Source organism: Leifsonia sp. TF02-11, from assembly GCF_017565305.1.
Classification (GTDB): Bacteria; Actinomycetota; Actinomycetes; order Actinomycetales; family Microbacteriaceae; genus Leifsonia.
Window position 1 is genome coordinate 329,630 of sequence record NZ_JAGEKP010000024.1, and the last position, 6,777, is coordinate 336,406.

The following is a 6,777-nucleotide window of genomic DNA, read 5'->3' on the forward strand; positions in this document are numbered from 1 at the left end:
TGACCGCGGCACCATGGATGGATGACTTCGCGTCCTGCGGCGGCCCCAACCAAGGCGGCGTGCATTCTCCGTCGATTCGAAAGTGTCCGTAGAAGTTCTCGACAGAAGGAATTTGTATTACCGAGCCCCCTCGAGCCGCTCCACCCCCGCGCCAGGTGCGAAGTCCGAGAGCCAACCGTATTGACGATGTGTTGCCTCGGCCGCTTCCGAGCGGAAGTATGAGCCGGCCCCTGTCAACGCATCAGGCGACGCGCACGCTGAGGATCCTGAGTTAGGCGCATCACTCGGAAGCAGGCGGGAGCGCGTTTGGGGTGAGACGCATTCGTAAGAGTCGCCCTCCGCGCAGCAACCCACTCCCGACCGACAAACCCAACTCAACCACTCCTGTTCACCGCTGTCTACGCACCCCTTCCACCTCCTTTCCGAGCAGTGCGACAGTCGCGGCATCGTTCGGTCCAAGGCTGGTCGCGAGCGAGACACAGGGGGCAGGAAGCAACGCCCCATCCAAATTTTGCATGCTTGAGCGATACGAATCTCGTCACCAACCACATATCGTGCGCTTTCAGGATGCCGAACGGACACCTTGACCCATCGTGTCCCTCAGGGAGGGCTCAGCGATCGTGACCATCGTGAAGCGCGATCGAAAGTCTGCCCTGTCGGTCGCCCGTTAGGTTGCGCGAGCCTGTGTGCGCGCACATGTTGGGCGCGTAACTTCCGGTTATGAACACTCAAAATCGCTCACCGTCCACAGAACTCGAAGTCGGTGCCGTTCTCGCCAACGCACTGCCCGCCACCCTGCTCACCCCGGAATCTCCCGAACGGTACACCGTGGCCGCCGTCTTCACCCGACGGCCCGCCAGGACCGAAATCGACGCTATCCATGACAACCGCACGCGCGAAACTCTCAGCACAGCCGGCTACCCCACCGTTGAACTGCGGGTTTCCGACCGCCGATTGGAAATCGCTAACACGAACCTCGAAGAGCTCACCGGCGGGCTCGCCTCGGTGATCGCCGAGCGGTTGCACGAGATCAGCGTGGGTGCCGCTGCTGCCCACGACCGGTTCGAAGCCGAAGTCCTGGAGAGGACGCAGCGGGAGGCCGACCGGACAGCACTTGTCGCGCTGGCCGCTGCTGCCGTTACGTTCGTGCGAGCAGACTCTGCCATACCAGAACCTGTATCGCGCTGGGAGAACGAAGGCGGATCAGCCGATGGTGGCCGACCCCGCGCCGATCGTGACCGCCCCGCCACACCCTCATTGCCAAGTTCGGCGTCGTAAGCCGCGGCGGGAACGATGGTCCAAGATGTGCGCACAAGAAGAATCACGCCCGACGGGAAAGGTTTCGGACCGCGCCGCCGATCCGTCCGTGGGGTCCCGTATGGAGACTGAAGGTAACCCCGAGAGTAAGCGTAGGACCGACCGCGACAAGCGGTGGACTGACGCCAAAGCGGAGCATTGGCACAGCGTCGATTACACGCGCGAGACCCAGGCTCGCTCGGAGACGGAGGATCGCTCCTGACAACGAGGCGGCCGGCCCCAGGTCGGCATCACCGCGGTGATGACCGCACCGAATGGCGCTCCATCGCGCCACGAAAGCGAAGCGATACCGGCGAGGAGCCGGCTGTTGAACGGCTAGCTCCCTCCGCCCGGATGATCCAATCACCGACGCCAGATGGGCGGGATTCCGCTTGCACTGCTAAAGATCACGGGCCGGCAGCGCGCCGGCTTCAGGCCATGGCGAACGATGACACCGCTCAAAGCGGGGTCTGGTTCCGCCGCCTACCTAAAGGTGCCCCCGCAGGGATCCTGCTGATCAGCGCACCGCGTCTACAGCCGCAGAGCGAAGGACCAGAAGCCACGTCCCGACTCAGGGCCGTGCCCTGAGCGGTGTCACCACTGCTCCGCAAACCATGCCCCTTGATCCTCTCTCACCGCGTACGTCGCGGAACTGCCACGGCGGGTGTCTGACGCAGCTCCAGCAGCGGGCAGCTGAAAGGATCCTTGTCGCCCAGCCCTACCCGATTGATGTGCTCCGTCACAATCGCGTAGGAACGAAACAAGCTCGTCTCCGTATACACCACGTCGTTCTCCCGGCAGAAGTCGCGAATGATCGGCGCAGCACGCCTCAAGTGCGGGCGCGGCATCGACGGGAACAGGTGATGCTCGATTTGATAATTCAGACCACCCATCAAAAAGTCCAGCATCCGCCCCCCACGGATATTGCGGCTCATCAGCACCTGCCGGCGAAGAAAGTCCAGCCGCACATCGTGAGGAACCAACGGCATCCCCTTGTGATTCGGCGCGAACGACATCCCCATGTAGAAGCCGAACAGCCCCAGCTGCACCGCCAGGAAGACGGCCGCCTTGTCTGGCGAAAGAACCCACAACACCAGTGCTAGGTAACCGACGATACGAATTGTCAGGAAGGCGATCTCGACCGGCCGCCGCCTGACCGGCTCGCGCGCCAGCACGCGGCGCACGCTGGACGCGTGCAAAGACAGCCCCTCCAGCAGCAGGATGGGGAAAAAGAACCACCCCTGATGGCTGAAAAACCAGCGCAGCGGCGCGGCCCGATCGGCCACCTGCCGCGGGGTGAAGGCGATCACCGGCAGGTCGATGTCGGGGTCGGTGCCCTCCTGGTTGGGGTTGGCATGATGGCGGGTGTGCTTGTGCTGCCACCAGCCGTAGCTCATGCCGACGAACAGGTCTCCGAGCACGAGACTCACCCAGTCGTTCCATCTACCGGATCGGAAGATCTGGCGATGCGCGCTGTCGTGCCCCAGGAAGGCGATCTGGGTGAAGAGGAAGGCGAAAATCGCGGCGGTGAACATCTGCCACCAGCTGTCGCCGACCAACACGAAGACAGCCACCAGTGCGACGGTCAGCACCGGCACCAGGATCAGCTTCGTCCAGTAATAGCCGTAGCGGCGTCTCAAGAGACCCGAGTCTCTGATTTGGGATGCGAGGGCGGTGTACTCGCCACCGGCCTGCGGAGCTTTCGGTCGGCCAACGGAGACCTCAGACATGGTGACATCCGATCACGTTCATGGCGTCAAGGTCTGGGACGACGTACCGCGAGCGTACCCGCGGCGGGCATGCGGCCACCTGTGAATCCGCACCACAAGCGCGAGGATCCCCGTAATCTCGATGCATGAGCGGCAACGGTTTCCACCCGGCCGACCGGAGAAATCTGGCTGCTGTGGTGTTCAACCCCACGAACGTGCCGATTGACCCGCTTCGCGAGGCGGTGAGGTCGGCCGAGAACACGAACGGTTGGGCGCCCTCGCTCTGGTTCGAAACCGGCCCCGCGGATGCCGGCACCGCGGCCGCCGAGGCCGCACTGGCCGCCTCACCGGACGTGGTGCTCGCAGCCGGAGGCGACGGCACCGTCCGCGCCGTAGCCGAGGTGATCCATCCGACCGGAATCCCGCTCGCTCTTCTGCCGTCCGGGACCGGCAACCTGCTCGCACGGAATCTCCGTCTCACCCTGAACGATCTCCCCCGCGCCGTGGACTCAGCATTCACCGGGACCGATCGCGCCGTCGACATCGCCTTCGCCGCCTTTCGGTTGCCCGACGGCACCCGGAAAACCCGGGCGTTCGTGGTCATGGCGGGCATCGGCTTGGACGCGCACATGGCCGGGAACACCAACAACGCCTTGAAGGAGCGCATCGGATGGGCTGCATACGCGGACCCGATTGCACGTTCCGTGCTGAGCGGCCGCCGGATCCACATCCACTACCGGGTGGACAACGGCCGCACGCACACCCTGTCGGCCCACACCGTGATCGTCGGCAACTGCGGGACCATCACCGCCAATATCCTCCTCCTGCCCGACGCCGTAGTCGATGACGGGCTGCTCGACGTGGTCGTGTTCCGCCCCCGTGGGCCGCTCGGGTGGGCCGGGATCGGGTCCCGGCTGGCGACAAACGGCGTGCTCAACCGCAGCAGGCTCGGGCGGCTACTGATACGCACGCGGAGCGAGTCGACGGCGCTGACCTATGTGCAAGCGGGCCGCTTCGAAGCCCGCATCGACACCGCTCAGGAACTCGAGCTCGACGGCGACCCCGTCGGCGCGGTGACCGCGGTCCGGCTCACCGTGCGGCACCGCGGTCTCACCCTTCGTCTCCCGACCGACGATGCAACGCCCCAACGCCTCGTCCCGCCGTGAACACAGGCGCAATAGCGTCGGCAGTGTAGGCGGCTGCCCATTAAGCGCGTAGCGTGACAAGCATGTTGACAGTGATCGTGATCCTCCTCGTCGCCTGGGCGGTCCTGGCCGTCGTCGGATTCGCGATCAAAGGGCTGCTCTGGTTGGCCATCATCGGCATCATCTTGTTCATCGGAACCCTTATCTTCGGCCTGGTGCGCCGCAGCGCACGCCGCAGGAAGTCCGTCTGATCGGGCTATCACCGCGGAGGTAGACTGCAGGAACAGTCGTCCTAGCCCCCGACCGCTCGCCGCCGGCACAGATCGCTGCAGCACCGGTCAGGAGGACACCATCGAATCCGCACCCATCTTGGGCAGAGCCTGTGTCTGATCAGAGGTTCGCCAACGCCATCGCGGCGCTCTCCGCCGCCGGAGCCGCGGGAACCAACCTCTGCCTCCCGATCCTCGGCGCGTTCCCCGTCTCGCACGCCGCCATCTCGACCCTCGGCTCACCATTCGGGTCGGAGACCGTGTCCGCGTCCGACCCGGACGCCGCTCGGCTGGACGAACTGCAAATCGACTTCGGCGCCGGGCCGTGCTGGGACGCCCTCAGAACCCGCACCACCGTCGTGGACGCAGACCTCGAGCAGGCATCGGACGTGGGCTGGCCGTGGCTCAGGAACGCCTTCCGGGAAAACGGGGTCCGCGCCGTCTACGCCTTCCCCCTGGTCATCGGTCCCCTCGACGTGGGAGCCCTGGACCTTTACGCGCTCGAGCCCTCCCCACTGAACACCGCGCAGGTGGCGTGTGCTTCTGCACTGGCGGAGGCCGCAACAGCCCACGTCGTGCGTCAAGTGGTCCGCAAACTGCCTCTCGACGGCCACGACGATGACCATCCCAGCACCTACTCACGCCGCGAGGTACACCAGGCGACCGGCATGATCATCGCCCAAACGCGCCTCAATGCCCACGATGCGCTCACCCTGCTGCGAGCCCACGCGTTCGCCCTGGGACGCCCCGTCCGCGACGTGGCAACCGACGTAGTCGCCCGACGAATCGTCTTCACCCCGAATGACGACCCCGGACGTGACTAAAGTAGCCACATGACGGCCCGAAGCAAGGAGCGGCAGCTCGCCGAAGCCTTCGTCACGCTCGCCGACACCCTGGTCGATGACTACGACATCGTCGAACTCCTCCACACCGTGGTCGAACTCTGCGCCTCAATGCTCGATGCCACCGATTCCGGCATCCTGCTCCCCAACGCGGCCGGCGAGCTCGAGGTCGCCGCGTCCAGCAGCGAACGGAGCCATCTCATCGGTTTGCTGCAGCTCGGCGAAGGCGAAGGACCCTGCGTCGACGCCTACCGCACCGGGTCGCTGGTCACCGTGGATAACATCGCCGGAACATACGCTCGTTGGCCGTCGTTCGCCATCGCCGCCGCTGAGTCCGGTTACGCCTCCATGCACGCAATCCCTCTCCGACTCCGGAAAGACACCATCGGCTCGCTCAACCTTTTCCGCGACCGCACCGGCGGTTTCTCGGAGGACGACGCTGCCACGGCACAAGCGTTCGCAGACATCGCCACAATCGGGATTTTGCACGAGCGGTCGTTACGCGAATCACAAATCGCGCGCAGCCAGCTCCAGCACGCACTGGACAGCAGAGTCATCATCGAACAAGCCAAAGGGATCGTGGCGCACACTCAAAACGTCGACATGGACATCGCGTTCCAGATGATCCGCACCCGCGCGCGAAACACCGGAACGCGGTTATCCGTGCTCGCCGCCCACATCGTCGCCAACCCATTCGACGACGCAGCGAACCCGCAACGGGGTGACCACTGAGACCGCGGCGCCGGCTCGACCTTGATCCGAGGTTCCTGCCGCCCATCGATCGTTAGCGGGGTGACCCCTAACGATTACTACGTCGGCCGTAACCGGGTAACTCCCAAGGCCGCTTCAAGCGTCTCCCTAATCCGTCTCCGGTCAGTCACGGCCCACGGGCTCCGTAGGCTCGATCCTCGGTCACCATCGCGAGATGTGCGATTGACCGCACTGCATACCCCCCATGATCCCGGTGGTCGGGCGTTGGCGATCACCGGATCGCGTCCTCGCAGCTGAACGTTGCAACCTCCGAAACGCACGACGCTCTCACCCACCCTGCCCAGCGTTCGTCGAGTGTCCATCATCGCGTCGCGAACGAGCACCCCTCGACCTCGGCCCATGCAAGCGTAGTCCGTCGGCAGCACCTCGATGCTGGTCGACGCCGACCCCGCCTGGCGGTGTGTCAAGACCATCGTTACCCGCTTTCCAGGATGGCCCGCGCGATCAAACAACGGATCACCCGCGCACGCCCGGTCTGGCTGACCGAGCAAGGAGGGACCTGACTGAGCCGCGAGCGGCGTCGTGATTGTTGGGTAGTCCGTCTGCCTGGCCGGTTGATCGTAGTTCGCTACCGCGGGCTGCGTTCCGGGCTTTCGACGCTTCTATGTTTGTCAACTTGTCTCGGGTGCGGCGTAGAGGGTGTTGAGGGTCCGATAGAGGTGTCGGGCGAGGTAGCGCTTGATGCAGCGTCGGATCTCGCGTCGGCTGCGTCCTTCGGCGAGGCGTTTCTCGAGGTAGGCCTTGG

General features: G+C 64.8%; 6 protein-coding genes and 1 pseudogene. 5 read left to right on the forward strand and 2 right to left on the reverse strand.

What is annotated here, in order from left to right; translation table 11 throughout:
- The first annotated feature begins 720 nt into the window (after positions 1–720).
- Positions 721–1,278, forward strand: coding sequence for a hypothetical protein (locus JNB50_RS22435; protein WP_208042348.1), 558 nt, complete (start codon positions 721–723; stop codon positions 1,276–1,278).
- 650 nt (positions 1,279–1,928) lie between these two features.
- Here JNB50_RS22435 and JNB50_RS22440 read toward each other — a convergent pair.
- Positions 1,929–3,026: an acyl-CoA desaturase gene (locus JNB50_RS22440; protein WP_208042349.1), complete on the reverse strand. Its 1,098-nt coding sequence runs from the start codon at positions 3,024–3,026 to the stop codon at positions 1,929–1,931.
- A gap of 125 nt (positions 3,027–3,151) precedes the next feature.
- Between JNB50_RS22440 and JNB50_RS22445 the strand changes: the two genes are divergently transcribed.
- From JNB50_RS22445 to JNB50_RS22460, 4 genes are all read left to right on the forward strand, one after another.
- The gene (locus JNB50_RS22445) at positions 3,152–4,171 is read left to right on the forward strand and encodes a diacylglycerol kinase family protein (protein WP_208042350.1); all 1,020 of its coding nucleotides are present in this window, start codon (positions 3,152–3,154) and stop codon (positions 4,169–4,171) included.
- Positions 4,172–4,233: 62 nt separating this feature from the next.
- Positions 4,234–4,401 (forward strand): hypothetical protein, encoded by a 168-nt coding sequence (locus tag JNB50_RS22450; RefSeq protein ID WP_208042351.1) that lies wholly within the window; start codon positions 4,234–4,236, stop codon positions 4,399–4,401.
- Positions 4,402–4,532: 131 nt separating this feature from the next.
- Entirely contained in the window at positions 4,533–5,243 is a 711-nt protein-coding gene (locus JNB50_RS25880; RefSeq protein WP_208042352.1) for a GAF and ANTAR domain-containing protein, read from the forward strand.
- Positions 5,244–5,252: 9 nt separating this feature from the next.
- Positions 5,253–5,993 carry a GAF and ANTAR domain-containing protein gene (locus JNB50_RS22460; protein ID WP_208042353.1) on the forward strand — a complete coding sequence of 247 codons (741 nt, stop codon included), beginning with the start codon at positions 5,253–5,255 and terminating at the stop codon, positions 5,991–5,993.
- Between the two features lie 650 nt (positions 5,994–6,643).
- On the opposite strand, the pseudogene JNB50_RS25285 reads toward JNB50_RS22460, so the two are convergent.
- Positions 6,644–6,777 (reverse strand): annotated as a pseudogene (locus JNB50_RS25285) (IS110 family transposase); the annotation flags it as partial.